Origin of the sequence: Blautia sp. HCP3S3_C4, from assembly GCF_052064095.1 — a bacterium.
Classification (GTDB): domain Bacteria; phylum Bacillota; class Clostridia; order Lachnospirales; family Lachnospiraceae; genus Blautia_A.
Genome location: NZ_JBQHWF010000001.1, coordinates 313,034 through 329,842, shown reverse-complemented (window position 1 = coordinate 329,842; position 16,809 = coordinate 313,034). Strand labels below are relative to the sequence as shown.

Here is a 16,809-nt window from a genome sequence, read left to right as displayed (position 1 = left end):
CATTTTTAACTTGGTTTACATTTATGACAAATGCCTTTATAATAAATCTCTGACATCAAAATATCATAAGGAGAATTATTATGGAAAAGTTTAAAGCATTTCTCAGACGCAAAGACATCGAGATTTCCATAAAACGTTATGGAATCGATGCTCTTGGTGCCATGGCTCAGGGTCTTTTCTGCTCCCTTCTGATCGGCACTATCATCAACACACTTGGAACACAGTTTCATATTTCGTTCCTGACCACTGCTGTGGCAACTGTAAACGACACACAGTACACCGTAGGCTCTCTGGCTTCTGCAATGAGCGGTCCTGCAATGACTGTCGCCATCGGTTATGCACTGCATTGTCCGCCGTTGGTGTTGTTTTCACTGATCACAGTCGGTTTTGCCTCCAACGCACTTGGCGGTGCAGGCGGTCCACTGGCAGTATTATTTGTAGCTATATTTGCTTCTGAAATCGGTAAGGCAGTTTCCAAGGAAACAAAAGTCGATATTCTGGTCACACCCCTTGTTACCATCGGCGTAGGCGTTGCCCTTTCCGCATGGTGGGCTCCGGCACTTGGAAGCGCAGCAATGAAAGTAGGAAATATTATTATGTGGGCTACCAACCTGCAGCCATTCCTTATGGGAATCCTTGTCTCTGTATTTGTGGGTATTGCATTGACACTTCCTATCTCATCAGCTGCAATCTGCGCTGCTCTTGGTCTTACCGGGCTTGCCGGAGGAGCTGCTGTAGCAGGATGCTGCGCACAGATGATAGGTTTTGCAGTCATGTCCTTCCGTGAAAATAAATGGGGCGGACTTGTTTCACAGGGAATCGGAACTTCCATGCTCCAGATGGGAAATATTGTAAAAAATCCACGCATCTGGATCGCACCAATTCTTACTTCTGCCATCACCGGACCTCTTGCGACCTGTCTGTTCAAACTTCAGATGAACGGTACTCCGGTTTCTTCCGGAATGGGTACCTGTGGTTTTGTAGGACAGATTGGTGTCTACACCGGATGGATGAATGATATCGCCGCAGGAACAAAAACTGCAGTTACAGCCTGGGACTGGGCAGGTCTCCTGATGATCTCCTTCATCCTCCCTGCAGTTCTGTGCCCACTCATCAATACAATTCTGCGTAAAATGGGCTGGGTAAAAGACGGAGATATGACGCTTGCATAAACAGCAGTCAGATATTGTAAAATAGTTACTGATAATAAAAATGGGTCTGTCGGTTAATACCGCATTTCAGTATCCTCAGTACATACAGAAATGACCCACTTGAAAATCAGGTAATTTCTGAATTCAGGTGGGTCAGAATTAAAGCAAGCTGCTTTGCAGCTGAGCAATCCGCAGATATCAAGTTAGGGGCAAAATGCCTTTTGACCCTAACATCTTATTTATTATCTTTCACAAGGCGGATCACCTTCCATGATGCTTTATGCAGCATACTTGTCAATTCCCCATTATCCATTGTTGTCTGCTGTGTTGTCTTTGGTTTTACATTTTCCTGTCCGAAAGCATTGACTACCTTCAGAGCATCGCTTTCAAGTACGATATGCTCAGCAACTCTGTAGCCTTCGAAGCTTCTTACATCTGTATTGAGAACAACATCTTCTTTCAGATTTCTGTTTACTGCAAAGATAGTAACTTCTTCTTTCTCTTCATTGTAAACAGCAACTGCTTCAATATCTGTGATGCTTCCGTGTCCGCTTGTCTCATGCTCTGTGGAAGAGATCACCGGCTGGAGTGCAACACCGCGGCCATATTTGGAGGCATGCATAAACGGATAGAAAATTGTCTGTTTCCAGGAGCCGCCTCCGTTGGGGTCAGTCATGATCGGGGCGATAACATTAATAAGCTGTGCAAGGCATGCTACTTTTACTCTGTCAGAATGACGGATCAGAACGATCAGCATCAGCCCTACCAGCAGGGCATCCTCGAAGTTATAAATATCCTCAAGAAGCGGCGGCGCTATCTGCCACGGATGATTCTCTGTGATATCATTGTCAGCAGCATTTGAATGATACCATACATTCCACTCATCAAAGCTGAGGTACATATTCTTTTTGCTGCGTTTTTTCGCTTTTACATAGTCGCAGGTTGCGATGATGGTGCGGATAAATTCGTCCATGTCATCGGATTTTGCAAGGAAGTCGTTGCTGTCATCAGAACGGTTTCCATAGTATGTATGAAGGGATAAATAATCTACATAATCATAAGTGTGGCTCAGGACATGATCTTCCCAGAGTGCGAAGGTCGGCATATCTTTGTTGGAACTTCCGCATACAACGAACTCGATAGAGGGATCGATGAGTTTCATTGCTTTGGCTGTTTCTTCCGCCAGTCTTCCGTACTCATCCATAGTCTTGTGACCGATCTGCCATGGACCGTCCATTTCATTTCCAAGACACCAGGTTTTGAATCCATATGGATTCTTCTGTCCGTGTTTGATACGGAGATCACTGTATTTGGTTCCGCCCGGATGGTTGCAGTATTCCAGAAGGTTGCAGGCATCTGTGATTCCTCTTGTTCCGAGATTGACTGCCATCATCACCTCTGAGTTGGCTGCGTCTGCCCATTTCTTAAATTCATGAAGTCCTACTTCGTTCTTTTCCAGACTTTTCCATGCAAGTTCCAGTCTGTGAGGTCTTTCCTCAACCGGACCTACACTGTCTTCCCAGTAAAAGTTGGATACGAAGTTTCCGCCCGGATAACGTACGATCGGCACGTCCAGTTCTTTTACCAGATCAATAACATCTTTACGGAATCCGTCAGCATTGGAAAGCGGATGTCCCGGCTGATAAATTCCATCGTATACAGCTCTTCCCAGATGTTCAATAAAGGAACCGTAAATTCTTTTGTCGATTTTGGAAATGGAGAATGCTTTGTCCACTACCATTTTTGCCTGTTTTGCCATAATGTTTTTTGAACCTCCGTTCTTAAATTTAGTTTGAGAAATTAGTTTGTCGTTATATTATTTGAGCTGTCTCATAAGTAATGTCAAATGATCACCGGTTACAGTAACATTAATTTCAAAACTCAATGGGACAGCTCATTTTATATCATGTCAGCAAGTTACGATTTGAATATTTACAACTTTTGATCAACCCTTAACAGCACCGGATGTCATACCATCGATCAGGTATCTCTGGAAGATCAGGTAGATGATCAGGATTGGAAGAATACCGAACATGGAACCTGCGATCAGAAGATTGTAGTTATTTCCATAAGGTGTAAGCAGTGTATTCAGACCGATCTGCAGTGTAAATTTACTTGTATCACGGAATACCAGCATCGGCCATAACATATTGTTCCAGGATCCCATTGCACAAAGGATCGCCATGGATGCAAATGCCGGTTTGGTGATCGGCATCATAATCTTAACACTGATACCATACTCTGTACATCCGTCGATTCTTCCTGCATCCAGAAGCTCTTTCGGAAGACTCTGCATGTACTGTTTAAAGAAGAAAATCGTCGATGCACCACATAGTCCGGGGAGAATAACACCGGCTCTTGTATTGATGATCCCAAGAGATGTAACCTCGTTGTACAGAGGAAGCATCAGGATTTCAAAAGGAACACACATAGTTGCGATTACCAGGAAGAATAAAAATCCCTGAAGTTTAAATTTGTACATGGTCAGACCGTATGCGATGAAGTAGCATACCAGCAGTGTCAGAACTACTGTGATCAGTGTCAGAATCAGACTGTTTTTATACCACATGAAATATTTTCGGGAATCCTCATTTCCGGAAAACAGGTATTTGTAGTTGTCCAGATGCATCTTGGAGAAATCAAGATTCAGGGACATACCTTTCATAACCACTTCACGGCCTTCCTGGAAGGAAGCGAAGAAACCTGCAAGAAGCGGGAATGCGATCAGCACACCGAGGATAGCGAAAAGCCCTGTGGATAATACAGACGCAACTTTATGATTTGATTCCATTGTCTTTGGCTGAGCTGCTGTTTTTGCCATATCACTCTTCCTCCTTCTTGAATGTTCCTGTTGCCACAAGCTGGATAATGTTGATCGCCAGAGCGATTACCAGAAGTACCATACCTACGGCACACGCATAACCCATATCGTTTTTCTCAATACCACGTTTGTACAGATATCCTACGATGGTAAGACCGATGTTCTTCGGAGAAGAGTTACCGTTCCACAACATGAAACTCTCAAGGAACATGGACAGACCAGCGTATACGGAAATTGTAATAACATAGATGGTTGTCGGTTTCAGAAGCGGCAGTGTCAAATACCAGAATTTCTGTTTTGCATTGGCACCGTCGATATCTGCTGATTCATAAAGAGATGTATCAATACTCTTTAAACCGGAAATAAAATACAACATGTTAACACCTGTCCATCTCCACATACAGAGTAATAACAGAGCTATCCATCCGGTAGTCTTTTCTTTCAGCCATGGAATACTTGCATTTCCAAGCAAATGCATTAACTGGTTCATCTGTCCGTTATCACCTTCTGAGAACATCAGTCGGAATAACATACCGGAAATAACTACAGATGTAAGTGCCGGAATGTACATAATCACTTTCCATACGCCTTTGGCTTTGGTAAGACGGCTTTCCATCAGTACTGCAAGCATCATTGGGATTGGAATCAGCAGGATCAGTGTCAAAAGCATGTATTCCACACTGTTAAATACAGCCGTCTTGAAGAACTTATCGGAAGCCAGTTTCTGATAATGCTTCAGACCAACCCACTGAGAACCGCCAAATGAAATATCCTGAAAACTCATTACAATACCACTGATGAGCGGATATAACCAGAATACCAGAAGGCTGATAACAAACGGAAGTACGAATACGTAGGGTGCCACCTTCTGAGAATAGAGCATCTTTTTCACTTTATTCACAATGAATTCCTCCTCTTCTAAAAATAGCGGTAACTTTTCAGTATCTCACAGAATCATGATTTACTGAACAGTCACAGATAATTTCTTTTTTCTTATTACCATTATCCTGAAAAGAAATCAGACTCCACATCCTGTGAAAATCTCATTTCTCACCAGGATAACAGTAGAGGAGGTCAGGGAATGCGGTTCCCTGGCCTCCCATATCATTTCGGCCACTGCAGTAACCGTTCTTTATTCACTTGATCAGTGAACCATTATCATTTTATTATTCACACTCGAAATCAAGATAATCCTGTGCATCCTGAAGCGCTTCTTCTACATCCATGCCATCCTCTAATACATTGTTCAGAGTTGTTGTACACATGTAGTCGTTCAGTGTCGGAGAGTTCTTTGTTGTATAAACAGTTCCGATTGCATCATTTTCAGCAAGTTCATTCAGCACTTCGTATGGTTTTACACGGAAGAATGTATTATATATATTGGACTCATCATAAGCAAACGCTTCTTCAGACCATAATGCTGTGTTGCAGACATCAAATCCGAGTTCGTTCCAGATCAGGTTTTCGCCTTCTTCAGAGCATTTAGCCCATGCAAGCCATTCGGCTGCAAGTTCAGGATTCTCACACTGATTTGTTACAACAGTACCTGTACCGCCGATACCAACGGAGCATTTCTGTCCTTCTTCAAATACAGGGCATGTTGTGATGTCATATTTACCTTTCATCTCAGGCATGTAATCTTTGAAACGGCTCATGTACCACATAGCTTTCGGGAAGGAAGCGATCTTGCCATCCATGATGTTGGAGAAACCAGCTTCAAGGTCAACATGTCCGTCTGTGGATACCATTGCGATTCCATCATTTAACCAGTTCTGCTGCATTGTGAGCATTTCTTTTACAGAATCAAGCTGTACGTTTACAGTTCCGTCCGGACCGCCTGTCCAGTCTTCACCGTTCTCAGCCATTGCAAGCCACATCCAGTCAACACCGCCTGTATCAACAGAAGTTAAGTACACTTCACCGTTGGAAGCTTCTTTTAATTCTTCACCAAGTTTTGTATAATCATCCCATGTCTTTACAGATTTGTAATCTAATCCGTAAGATTCAAGAAGATCTGCGTTCCAGTACATAACAGTTGCACCTACATGGAAAGGAACACCAAGTCTTGTTCCGTCAGCTTTAGAATAAACATCAAGTCTGGACTGCACCATTGTATCTTCATATGGAGCAAGTGCATCATTCATGGAATACAGAGGACTGTCATCGCCGGAATAGTTCGGGAACTGTCCGATCTCGATATCGCAGAGGTCAGGAGCACCGGATCCTGCCTGTAAGGACATCATTAATTTGTTATGCATATCAGAGTATGGATATGTACTGAATGTAATCTGGATCTGTTTGTCCGGATTCTCTTCGTTCCATTTGTCTACCATTTTTCCGTAAAATTCATTGTGCAGGTCTACGAATGACCACATTTCGAATTTTGTTCCATCATCAGGACCTACGGTTGTTACTGCTGTAGGTTCTCCCTCAGCCGGTTCTTCGCTCTCAGCAGTTTCCTCTGTTGTGTCTTCTTCTGCAAAGACATTCACTGCCATACTCATGCTGGACACTGCCATAGCTGCAGTCATAAGTAACGCGAACAATTTTCTTCTCTTCATAAAAAGATCCTCCTTTTTTTGCATTTCTTTGCGCTCTTCCGGTTTCAATGATGCTATTGTACAAACCTCATAATCAATTCGAGTTTTTTTAAAATATGCGCCCCACTTTCTTGTTATGGTTATTTTGCACATTTTTTTTATTTTTAGCTCCGATTTATGTTGATATTATATAATTTCTGCTTGTAAATGCCAATATATTTTTGATTTATTTTTATTATTTTAGATTTTATTAAAATAAATGTTTGATATTTATTAGTCACTCCGACCATTTTTCTTCTATTTTCCTATGTTTTTTTCGCCAGTTTTATGATAAAATAAGTAATCAAAACGTGTTTTTCTAAAAACACTTATTTAGCATTATATATCTGCAAATACATCCAAAAGGAGGTTTTTCACATGAAATCCTGTTCTGTTTCCGATGGCCTTGCCATATTCAAGGCTCTCGGTTCCCCTGTCCGCGTACAGATCCTGCGTCTTATCCAGAGAAAAGAAGGACTGAACATTAAACAGATTGCACAAAACCTGAAACTTCCCGTTACAACCCTGTCCCCTCACCTTAATCTTCTGGCTGAAGCCGAGCTGATCGAATTCAGGGATGAAGCTCTTACGCACGGAACACAGAAATGCTGCTATTTTGCAAAAGACTGGGATCAGCTCCTGATAAATATGGCGCTTTCCGGTCCTGATCTGCAGATCTACAGTGCGGAAATCGGTGTGGGACATTTTTCCGATTTCTCAGTAACTCCCACCTGCGGACTGGCAACCTCTACTTCTTTTGTAGGACAGCTGGATCAGCCACGATACTTCATACATCCAGGCAGCCGCCAGGCAAGAATTGTCTGGTTTACCACCGGATATCTGGAGTATATCCTGCCCAACTTCATCCCTGACCGTAGCGTGATCGAAGAACTGACAGTTTCCTTTGAAATCAGTTCAGAAGCCCCTAAATTCTGTGATGTATGGCCTTCTGATATTACTTTCTCCCTGAACGGCGTGATCCTTGGCACCTGGACCAGTCCCGGAGATTACGGAGACCGAAAAGGAAAATATAACCCTTCCTGGTGGTTTCCGTTTCTGAATCAATACGGTTTATTAAAAAAACTGACGATCACTCCTGAAGGCACCTTTCTGGACACAGAAAAGCTGTCCGATGTTTCCACCGGACAGCTTGCGCTCACTGATCAGTCTGTTATGAAATTGCGTTTTTCTGTTCTGCCGGGCGCTGAACATCCCAGTGGATGTACTCTTTTTGGTGCAGGCTTCGGAGATTATAATCAGCATATACGGATTACAATTGGGTATCGCCCAGCCTGAACTATAATACATTAACTATAACACCATCCAACCGGCACCGTACATCCCTGTCTGCAGCCTCTTATTGCTTACGGCAGAAGGTATTTCACGCCCCAGATAGTTTCATTATTATCGCCCTTGGCGCTGAAGCACATCGTATCATTGCCTGCCTCATCGGTCATTTCCAGGACAACTCCTGTATAAGTATTTTCACCGAGAGTCACATCAATATATGGTGTGCCTTCTTCTGCTTCCCATGTGCCTTCCAGTTCTTCAGATCTGCAGACTTCGCAGACTCCATATGAGAGCCGAAAATATAATAAGTTCCATTATCTTTAATAACAGACGGATCATGTACGGAAACACCTGCTGAGAAACCGCCTTTTTTTATCCGGTTTTCGATGTCGTCCGTATTACCTGCTGATTCTCCTTCCGGTATTTCTTTACTGTCTGTCCATTCATCCTGTGCTGCTTCCATATTTGTTGTTCCCGCCGCATATACAGTCTGTGTACCCAGAATCATCATTCCTGCCAGTCCGAGGATTATTCCTAATTTTTTTCTCATACCTGTTCTCCTGTTTCTTCATATCTCCAACTACTGTTTATTTGATCAGACTTTAACTCTCATAAGAAAATACCGGTGCTCCTGTCTTTTCATCCCAGCAGATTTTCATCAGCATGGCATGGCGGTTTGGATTATACAACGGATTTCCTTCTATCTTTTCTTCAATCCTTGCATGATAAACCATGATCGGATTTCCCTCTTCATCTTCAGTGAATGAATTATGTCCGGGACCGTAAACTCCTCTATCTGCATCCGTGCACAGAACCGGATAACGCTCTTTTGTCCAGGATTTCGGGTCAAGAAGATCAGAATCCTCAGATGCCGACATCATTCCAACACAGTACGCAGCGCCTGTTTCAGATGCTAAATAGGTAAGATAAATTTTACCGTTATGATGGATCACTGCAGGACCTTCATTTACCCAGAATCCAACTCTCTCCCAGTCATAATCCGGTGTTGTAAGCAGTACCTGAACAGTTTTCAGTTTATATGGTGATTCCATTTCATCAATATAAAGATTTGAGATCTGTTTTCCCACGCCTACCTTCTCAGCCCATACATAATAATGTTTTCCTTTGTTTTCAAACACTGTCGCATCCAGGGAAAAAGCTTCAAAAGAGAATTCATCCTCATCTGCACGTCCCATTTTCCCTTTCTCTGTCCAGGTTCCTGTAAGAGGGTCTGCATCTGCACATTCCAGCACATAGGGACGGATCGCCCAGATATCATCTTTATCCCCGCCGGCAAAATAGATATACCATTTACCATCCAGATAATGAAGCTCCGGCGCCCAGATATGTTCACTCATAATCCCTTCAGGATGTTTCTTCCAGACTGTGATTTCCTCAGCATCCTTTAACCCTGCCAGAGTTTTACTCCTTCTCAGCACAATTCTGTCATAAGCAGGTACAGATGCCGTAAAATAATAATTTCCATCTGTGTGTCGGTATACATATGGATCTGCCCGCTGTAAAATCCATGGTTCATTATATTTTAGTTCTTCGCTCATTATTGTATCCCCCTTTTGATTCAGTAACCTTACTTTTTATTTTAGTTTTATATAAAATACTTTTTATATATTTAAAAGTTTACCGTATTTTTTAGAAAATATCAACTATATTTTTTTCTTTTCATTGCACATTTTGTTCACATTCGTTATAATTTACCATAAATGCCGTTAGAGTGCGTTTGAAAAATGCTTTAAATCTATACTATAAATTCAGAAAGGGAAATCCGTTATGTTGTATATTAAAAGTCTGGAACAGGCAGTCCCTGTTTTTAAGGCCCTTGGTTCCGAGCTCCGTATCCGGTTGATCCAGATTCTTCTTGAACATCAGGAAATGAATATGAACGAGCTGGCTTCCAGTCTGGGAATTACCAACGGTGCCCTGACCAGCCATGTAAAGAAACTGGAAGAAGCCGGGATTCTTGCAATCCTGCCGGAACATTCAGGTCATGGAAACCAGAAGGTCTGCCGCATTAATGTAGATAAAATCCTGGTAGATGTTGCTACCAGCAATGAGAGCCCTGCAGAAAACAGTTATTCTATTGATATTCCGATTGGAAATTACTTTAATTATTCTGTCTATCCAACCTGCGGTCTTTCTACTACCGAGAACCTTATCGGTGAAGTTGACGATCCCCGTTATTTTGCTCATCCAAGTCATGTAGATGCTAAGATCTTATGGCTCGGACGCGGCTTTATTGATTACCGTATCCCGAATATGCTTCCGCCCGGACAGAAAATCGACCGTCTGACATTATCATTTGAAATCAGTTCAGAAGCGCCCGGAGTGAACAGTGACTGGCCATCCGATATTTCATTTTTCCTGAACAACACGAAGATCGGAACATGGACAAGCCCAGGGGATTTCGGTGATGTTCACGGTATGTTTACCCCTGACTGGTGGTTCCCTAACTGGAATCAGTACGGTCTCCTGAAGATGCTGGTCATTGACCGACACGGTACCTTTATTGATGGTCTGAAGATTTCAGATATCAATACCCAGCAGCTTACCTTTACTGCCCAGGATGATATAATATTCCGTTTCCAGGTGGATGAACCAGCACAGAACATCGGTGGTCTGACACTCTTTGGCAAGGATTTCGGAAACTATAATCAGGATATCAACGTGAAGGTGCATTATACACCGAACATATAATTTATCAAAGCACAAATAACAAAAGCAGGGAATCCTTATTTTTTATCTGATTCCCTGCTTTTGTTATTTTATTCCCCGCGCATCCAGACTCTCATCTGGTTTTCTCCGCGGTTTCCCCATGTGTAATACGGCACTGCTGTCAGTGTTGCCAGTGTTCTCACAGGTGCAACTTCACTGTACAGAGAGTCTCCCACTGTTTCCAGCCTGCGCGCTTTGATCTTAAGCAGGACGCAGCCTTCCAGCAGGCCTTCTTTGCAAATTTCCTCTTCCATCTTTGCATCTTCAAAGATATGATAAGACTGAAGTAATTCCGGATTGTCTGTACCTTCGAAGCAATAAACGATTGGCCCGCGCATAAATGCTACGCAGCCGGCATCTTCTCTTACTTTGAGGTTTGCATATATTTTACGAATCTTCATCGGGAAAACCAGCTCTACTTCATCAGTTTCCCACACTCTCTTCAAAATCAGGTAGCCTTTTTCCACATCTGCAGTGATATCTTCCACTTTTCCATTTATACGCACCTGAACAGACCCTGGGCGTACCCATGATGGAATATGGATTCCCAGAATAGTTTCTTCCTCTGTTTTTCCGGTTACACGATAAGTCACTTTGCCGTTCCACGGATAATCACTTTCCACAGTCACATCCATCTTGTCAAAGTGTGCTTCTGTACCTGCAGGGATATGGGAATAAACACCTTCTTCTGTCTCACTCCACAGATACCTGCCAAGAGACATCAGCAGACGGACTACATTCGGAGGACAGCATGCACAGGTATACCAGCCCGGGCGCTCCGGCAGAACATGTTTATGTCCGTATAATTTCCCGCTGACTCCCGGTTCTGTTTCCAGAGGATTTACATAAAAAAATCTCTTTCCGTCAAGCTGCATTCCGCTGATGATCCCATTGTAAAGGGCACGTTCCATCACATCCGCATAACGTCCGTCCATCACATTATCAAGCATCTTTCTTGCAAAAAATACCAGTCCGATAGATGCACAGGTTTCTGCATAAACGGTATCATTCGGCAGATCATAATCAATGGTAAATGCCTCTCCGTCTACGGTACTTCCAATGCCGCCTGTAATGTACATCCGCTTCTGCGTCATATTTTCCCAGAGATTACAGCATGCCTGATAAAGTTTTTCATCTTTGTAAAGGGAAGCCAGCTCCGCCATGGCCGTATACATATAAACTGCACGGACACTATGTCCCACTGCCTCTTTCTGCTCATAGACAGTAGTATGTGCCTGATTGTATTCTCTGTTGTGCACATCCATATCAAAGTGAACCCAGCCTCTTTTTTGCTTTTCTTTGACAAAATAATCCGGATCTTTTCCGCGCTGTTCAATGAAATATCTGGCCAGATTTCTGTAGTTTTCTTTTCCGGTTGCTTCATAAAGACGCAGAAGTCCAAGCTCGATTTCCTGATGTCCGGGAATACCCGGTTCTTTTCCTTCTTCTGCCCCGAAACGCTTCTCAATATGCTCTGCCATACGCTCCATCACATGAAGCAGACGGTCTTTTCCTGTCACCTCATAGTAAGCTGCTGCTGCCTCCATCATATGTCCGGCACAGTATAATTCGTGGCATTCCTGTAAGTTTTGCCAGCGGTGTTCCGGCTCTTTAATTGTGAAAAATGTATTCAGATAGCCGTCATCCTGTTGCGCTTTTTCAATAATTTCAATAACCTTATCTGCGCGTTCTTCCAGTTCAGCATCCGGACGGACTTCCAGTGCATATGCCACACCTTCCAGCCACTTTGCAACATCACTGTCCTGGAAAACCATTCCGTAAAACTCACCTTTCTCTAGTCCTGCTGCAATACGGAAGTTTGCCAGCGCATGGCTTTTCTCCACTCCCGGAATCTCATCGTTTAATATTTTTTCCTGATAAGGAATAACTGTATCCATTACAAGTTCCTGGTATCCGTTCCAGAATTTGTCTGTTACTTTTACCTTGTTCAACAAACTGCATTTTAAACCATCTTTCATTTCTGTGCCTCCCATTTTGCCGGAAGATCCGGACATTTTCGCACCTTCTGTACAGCCCGCAATTCTACAAAGCATCCGCAGAGTCTGCACATCCCATTCATTAACCGGTCACAGGTACTGCATATGTTAAGTCTTTTTTCGTAAATCTGCTGATCTACTTTCAGTTCCTCATCCATACGCTGAATGTAGCGTGACAGATCCTCATAAAAGGCCTCTTCATTATCCTGTCCGGGCAGGCATTTTCTGCACACACGCAGCTTCCCGCTCATACCTTTATCTCCTTTTTACTCCCATTACAAATATTCACAGAAACTGCCCATTTTGCAAAAGACAATTTCTGTGAATTCTCTGACACTGTATTATCTTACTTCCAGATGAAGAACACTGCATTTAGGAATTGTAAATTTAATTCCCTCTGCGGTTTTTTCCACTTCGTTAAATTCTTTTACGCGAACCTGATCTGGTGTCTCGAAGGTGTTCATTTCATGCATTTCACCATGTACGATCTCACCCTTCACTTCATTCACCTGATAATCTGTAAGAATAGTTCTGATCTCATAATCTTTATCAACAGACAGATTAGTCAGTGTGATATGTACAGCTCCGTCCTCTGCCACAGATACGGACTCTGTCAGGTTTGGTACCTGCCATTCTTCTTCCACACCAATAGTTTCTGTTTCAATAGAACTGTCTACAAGCATTGCTTCCTGATGATATTTATACATATCAAATACATGATAGGTTGGGGTCAGAACCATATCTGCACCATCAGTAAGGATCACAGACTGGAGCACATTTACGATCTGAGCAAGGTTAGCCATTTTTACTCTGTCACTGTGTTTGTTAAAGATATTCAGAGTAATACCTGCAATCAGAGCATCTCTCATTGTGTTCTGCTGATACAGAAATCCTGGATTTGTGCCAGGCTCTACTGTATACCATGCGCCCCACTCATCAACGATCATACCAATCTTTTTTTCAGGGTCATATTCGTCCATAATGTGTCCGTGACGTTCGATCAGAGTTTCCATAAACAGTGCTTTATTCAGACTCTTATACCATACCTTATCATCAAAATCTGTAGCACTTCCCTTAATCTCCCATCCTTCCGGATGCACATAATAATGAAGAGAAAGACCATCCATATTTCCATGAAGTTCTTTCAGACAATGATTATGTGTTGTCTTTAATACTTCGGAAGTCCACTCATAATCATCTACATTTGCACCGCAGCAAATCTTATGAATCGGATGATCCGGATGATAATTACGGACATAAGTCTGATAACGACGGTATTCATTGGCATAGAAATCAGGATTCATATTTCCACCGCATCCCCAGTTTTCGTTACCTACACCAAAGAAATCCAGTTTCCATGGTTTCTCATGTCCGTTTTTCTTACGGAGGTCAGCCATCGGAGAAACACCTTCGAATGTGATATATTCTACCCATTCAGACATTTCCTGAACAGTTCCGCTTCCCAGGTTGCCATTAACATAAGCTTCACAGCCAAGCTGTTCGCAAAGTTCAAAAAATTCATGTGTACCAAAGCTGTTATCCTCTACCACACCACCCCAGTGTGTATTGATCATTTTCTTACGTGTTTCCTTTGGTCCGATACCGTCTTTCCAGTGGTATTCATCTGCAAAACATCCACCTGGCCAGCGAAGTACCGGAATCTTAATATGTTTCAATGCTTCTACTACATCTGTACGCATTCCGTTTTTGTTCGGAATCGGAGAATCCTCCCCTACATAGATTCCTTCATAGATACATCTTCCCAGATGTTCTGAGAAATGCCCATAAATCTCCTTGTTGATTTTGCTCTGTTTTTTTGATGGATTGATTACAAGCTTAGTCATTTTTACCTCCACAGTTGGTGATTTTTAGTTTTTATTTTTACTTTTACCTAAAATAATATACTTTATTTTATATTTTTATTATACACAACTTTTGCATGATATTCAATATATTTTCTATGGTAATTTTACAGAGAAAGCTTGCATAAACAGCAGTCAGATATTGTAAAATAGTTACTGATAATAAAAATACCTGATAACGGACACTGATTTCCGTATATCAGGTATTTTTTTCAGATACTCACTTCTTCATCCGTCTTAAGCAATGCACCCTTTGCCAACTGATCCGCTTCTTCATTGTAGTGATTGCCCGTATGGGCTGCTATTTTACAAAAAGAAATCTTTACTTTCTTTCCTGCTTCCTGCATATGGGCTGCGTATTTGCTGGTCAGTGGTGTTTTTGCTCTCCATACACCTGTTACCCATTTCTCTACCCCTTCATAATCATAGCGGATTTCCACAGCCGGATATTTGTTTTCTATGGCCCAGTTTACGGCAGTCATGGAACCAAGCATCTCTCCTGCCACATTCCGGATGGCAACTCCTGCAGGGTCACTGCCACTTCCGGATTTGCGGACTTCCTGTCCGTCCGGTGTAAGGATCACACAGCCAAAAGCATATCTGCCAATGCTTTTCTCAAAGCTTCCGTCCACATAGGCAATGACCATATTTTCAGGTACCTCCACGATTCCTGCCGCTTCTTTTGCTTTATCACCGGATACATTTCCTGCTGTCTCCATGTTCAGAAAAGCCAGTGCTTCCTCTTTTTCTGTAAATCCCCGAAACTCAGCTCCGGAATATCCGCTCACTGCCTTCTGGCACTCCGCCCATGTAGCAAAAAGTCCTGTTTTATGTCCCTTGCGCACTGCATATATTTTCTTCTTTGCCATAAAATCCTCCTGAACAATCAATATTTTGACTCACATTACTTTACTATATTTTGATTAATACTATATAATCTTTCTTTCTATCAGGCAAGTTATACAATGGAAATTTCTCAAAAAACAACGTGCAGATACATTTTTAAATCGAGATAAACTTTCAAGCCTGAAGTTATCTGTCGACTTCAATGTTTCTGCACGTTTTTTATAATAGCAGATATTTTTAATCAATACCTTCTGTTAATCTGTAGCAATTACATAAAATACTGCATTCCTCTTTATCTGAATTTATAAAGCCTTATGATACAATTCCACAATATCCTGTTTCCTGGAGGATCTTGGATTTACTGCAATATTTCCGCTCTTCATAGCATCATCCGCCATGGCATCAATCTTGCTTTCAATCTCCTCATCAGAAAGCTTTTCTCCCTTCTTCGCCTGGCGGATGGCTGTAGTCAGGTCTTCCGGGATTCCGATATCTTCGTTTAATTCCCGGATGGCATCCACCAGCATCAGCGGTTCAAACTCGTCCTCATATGCCGGGATCGGACTGATATAATTGTAAATCTTCAGATATCTGCCCTGATCTGCCAGCGCATTATATTCTGCAATCACAGGGAGAAGAACTGCATTTGCCACTCCATGTGCCACATTAAAGAAAGCACTTACCGGATGACTCATGGCATGGACATTTCCAAGCCTTGCAAAGGAAAAGGCGATTCCTGCAAAGAGAGAGCCTGTAAGCATTGCTTCTGCTGCCTCCAGATCTGTACGTCTTGCCACAAAACGGCGGATATTTCCACCGATCAGTTCCATGGCTTTCTCTGCCATTGCGTCAGAGAATGGAGATGCTGCTGTGGAAACATAAGCCTCCTCCGCATGGATAAATGCATCGATTCCGCATGCTGCTGCCACAGATGCCGGAGCAGAGGTGAGAAGCTCAGGATCCAGGATCGCATATGCAGGAAGAAGTTCATAACTAAATACCGTCAGCTTATAATCTCTGCTGTGGTCAGTGATAACAGAAAATGCCGTAACCTCTGAGCCGGTTCCCGCAGTAGTCGGGATTGCTATCAGCGGAACAATTTTTCCGGGAACCTTATGTGCCCCCTCATATTCTGTAATACTGCCGCCATATTTAGCCGTAACTCCCACTGCTTTTGCCACATCCATAGGAGAACCACCGCCCAGCGCAACGATAAAATCTGCGCCGGAATCCTTATACGCTTCTGTCGCTTTTTCTACTGTGATAACAGATGGGTTTGCTTCCACATCTGTAAAAATATCCACTGCCATTCCGGCGTCTTTCAGATAATCTGCCGCCTTATCCACAACTCCCATTTTCCGGAGAGTTGGTCCGGAGATCAGCATTGCATGAGAGCCCCCAAGCTTTTTGGCACATTCCGGAAGCTTTGCCAGAGTACCAGCACCGACTGTAATATTCTGAGGAATAAAAAATTCAAATGGATTCATTAATTTCTGCCTCTTTTCCTGTGATTTTTCAATATCATTTAATTAT

Annotated in this window: 15 protein-coding genes; 3 read left to right on the top strand and 12 right to left on the bottom strand. The window is 42.6% G+C overall.

What is annotated here, in order from left to right:
* The first annotated feature begins 80 nt into the window (after window positions 1-80).
* Window positions 81-1,172, top strand: coding sequence for a PTS transporter subunit IIC (locus ACTNC6_RS01500; RefSeq protein ID WP_441043013.1), 1,092 nt, complete (start codon window positions 81-83; stop codon window positions 1,170-1,172).
* Between the two features lie 214 nt (window positions 1,173-1,386).
* Here ACTNC6_RS01500 and arfA read toward each other — a convergent pair whose 3' ends face one another.
* The 4 genes from arfA to ACTNC6_RS01480 all read right to left on the bottom strand — a co-directional run bounded on the left by arfA (window position 1,387) and on the right by ACTNC6_RS01480 (window position 6,533).
* The gene (gene arfA / locus ACTNC6_RS01495; protein ID WP_441043012.1) at window positions 1,387-2,910 is read right to left on the bottom strand and encodes an arabinosylfuranosidase ArfA; all 1,524 of its coding nucleotides are present in this window, start codon (window positions 2,908-2,910) and stop codon (window positions 1,387-1,389) included.
* 186 nt (window positions 2,911-3,096) lie between these two features.
* Complete coding sequence (locus ACTNC6_RS01490; RefSeq protein WP_441043011.1) at window positions 3,097-3,972, bottom strand: carbohydrate ABC transporter permease; 876 nt, start codon at window positions 3,970-3,972, stop codon at window positions 3,097-3,099.
* A 1-nt stretch (window position 3,973) separates the two neighbouring features.
* Window positions 3,974-4,873, bottom strand: coding sequence for a carbohydrate ABC transporter permease (locus tag ACTNC6_RS01485; protein ID WP_441043010.1), 900 nt, complete (start codon window positions 4,871-4,873; stop codon window positions 3,974-3,976).
* A 265-nt stretch (window positions 4,874-5,138) separates the two neighbouring features.
* Complete coding sequence (locus ACTNC6_RS01480; protein ID WP_441043009.1) at window positions 5,139-6,533, bottom strand: ABC transporter substrate-binding protein; 1,395 nt, start codon at window positions 6,531-6,533, stop codon at window positions 5,139-5,141.
* A 396-nt stretch (window positions 6,534-6,929) separates the two neighbouring features.
* On the opposite strand from ACTNC6_RS01480, the gene ACTNC6_RS01475 reads away from it, so the two are divergent.
* Window positions 6,930-7,847 carry an ArsR/SmtB family transcription factor gene (locus tag ACTNC6_RS01475; protein ID WP_441043008.1) on the top strand — a complete coding sequence of 306 codons (918 nt, stop codon included), beginning with the start codon at window positions 6,930-6,932 and terminating at the stop codon, window positions 7,845-7,847.
* A gap of 68 nt (window positions 7,848-7,915) precedes the next feature.
* Here ACTNC6_RS01475 and ACTNC6_RS01470 read toward each other — a convergent pair whose 3' ends face one another.
* From ACTNC6_RS01470 to ACTNC6_RS01460, 3 genes are read right to left on the bottom strand one after another with little or no spacing between them, the layout of a single operon-like run.
* On the bottom strand, window positions 7,916-8,050 hold the full coding sequence (locus ACTNC6_RS01470; RefSeq protein ID WP_441043006.1) for a lipocalin-like domain-containing protein: 135 nt from the start codon (window positions 8,048-8,050) through the stop codon (window positions 7,916-7,918).
* Complete coding sequence (locus tag ACTNC6_RS01465) at window positions 8,047-8,391, bottom strand: hypothetical protein (protein WP_441043005.1); 345 nt, start codon at window positions 8,389-8,391, stop codon at window positions 8,047-8,049. The genes ACTNC6_RS01470 and ACTNC6_RS01465 overlap by 4 nt, the downstream gene beginning before the upstream one ends.
* 52 nt (window positions 8,392-8,443) lie before the next feature.
* Window positions 8,444-9,400, bottom strand: coding sequence for a glycoside hydrolase family 43 protein (locus tag ACTNC6_RS01460; RefSeq protein WP_441043004.1), 957 nt, complete (start codon window positions 9,398-9,400; stop codon window positions 8,444-8,446).
* Window positions 9,401-9,629: 229 nt separating this feature from the next.
* Here ACTNC6_RS01460 and ACTNC6_RS01455 point away from each other — a divergent pair, with 229 nt between their 5' ends.
* On the top strand, window positions 9,630-10,553 hold the full coding sequence (locus tag ACTNC6_RS01455) for an ArsR/SmtB family transcription factor (RefSeq protein ID WP_441043003.1): 924 nt from the start codon (window positions 9,630-9,632) through the stop codon (window positions 10,551-10,553).
* 68 nt (window positions 10,554-10,621) lie between these two features.
* Here the strand turns inward: ACTNC6_RS01455 and ACTNC6_RS01450 are convergent, their stop codons facing one another.
* The 5 genes from ACTNC6_RS01450 to ACTNC6_RS01430 all read right to left on the bottom strand — a co-directional run bounded on the left by ACTNC6_RS01450 (window position 10,622) and on the right by ACTNC6_RS01430 (window position 16,763).
* Window positions 10,622-12,550 carry a glycoside hydrolase family 127 protein gene (locus ACTNC6_RS01450; protein WP_441043002.1) on the bottom strand — a complete coding sequence of 643 codons (1,929 nt, stop codon included), beginning with the start codon at window positions 12,548-12,550 and terminating at the stop codon, window positions 10,622-10,624.
* The gene (locus ACTNC6_RS01445; protein ID WP_441043001.1) at window positions 12,547-12,819 is read right to left on the bottom strand and encodes a DUF6171 family protein; all 273 of its coding nucleotides are present in this window, start codon (window positions 12,817-12,819) and stop codon (window positions 12,547-12,549) included. The genes ACTNC6_RS01450 and ACTNC6_RS01445 overlap by 4 nt, the downstream gene beginning before the upstream one ends.
* Window positions 12,820-12,909: 90 nt before the next feature.
* Window positions 12,910-14,412 carry an alpha-N-arabinofuranosidase gene (locus ACTNC6_RS01440; protein ID WP_441043000.1) on the bottom strand — a complete coding sequence of 501 codons (1,503 nt, stop codon included), beginning with the start codon at window positions 14,410-14,412 and terminating at the stop codon, window positions 12,910-12,912.
* A 230-nt stretch (window positions 14,413-14,642) separates the two neighbouring features.
* Entirely contained in the window at window positions 14,643-15,299 is a 657-nt protein-coding gene (locus ACTNC6_RS01435; RefSeq protein WP_441042999.1) for a ribonuclease H1 domain-containing protein, read from the bottom strand.
* Window positions 15,300-15,578: 279 nt separating this feature from the next.
* Window positions 15,579-16,763 (bottom strand): iron-containing alcohol dehydrogenase, encoded by a 1,185-nt coding sequence (locus tag ACTNC6_RS01430; RefSeq protein ID WP_441042998.1) that lies wholly within the window; start codon window positions 16,761-16,763, stop codon window positions 15,579-15,581.
* Window positions 16,764-16,809: the final 46 nt, after the last annotated feature.